Below are 413 nucleotides of genomic sequence, written 5' to 3'. Positions count from 1 at the left end.
TGGACGACGAGCAGTTCGGCGTCGGGCGGCAGCACCTGCCACCAGCTGCGGAAGGCGGAGGGCCAGCCTCCGGCGTGCGGGAGGGCGACCACGCGGCGCCGCGCCCGCTCGCCGGTCGAGCCCGCCCCGGCGCCCGCTCTCAGCCACCAGTCATCCATCGGCCCCTCCGGGTGCCGCACCGACGGGCGTTCCCTGGCCGGCGAGGAGCGGGTGGTGGTCGCGCAGGTGGGTGAGGACCCGGCCCTGGTGGGGTTGCAGGCGCTGGCCGGGCAGGTGCTCCAGCGCGTGCAGGAAGGGGTCGTGCGGGGCCGGGAGCCCCGCGATGGCGGCGGCGGTCGCGAGCACCAGCGTCGGCTGGTACCAGGCCGAGTAGCCGCCCTCGTGGGCGAAGACGATCCTGCCGCCCGCCAGCT

At 77.2% G+C, this 413-nt stretch carries 1 pseudogene; it reads right to left on the bottom strand.

Going from position 1 to position 413, the window contains the following annotated elements:
* Window positions 1-150: 150 nt before the first annotated feature.
* Window positions 151-413, bottom strand: a pseudogene (locus tag G3I71_RS48760) (class II histone deacetylase); the annotation flags it as partial.

Source organism: Streptomyces sp. SID12501 (assembly GCF_010550245.1).
In the GTDB taxonomy this organism is placed as follows: Bacteria; Actinomycetota; Actinomycetes; order Streptomycetales; family Streptomycetaceae; genus Streptomyces.
The sequence above is the reverse complement of the archived record's forward strand: the minus strand, read 5'-3'. Positions and strand labels throughout refer to the sequence as shown.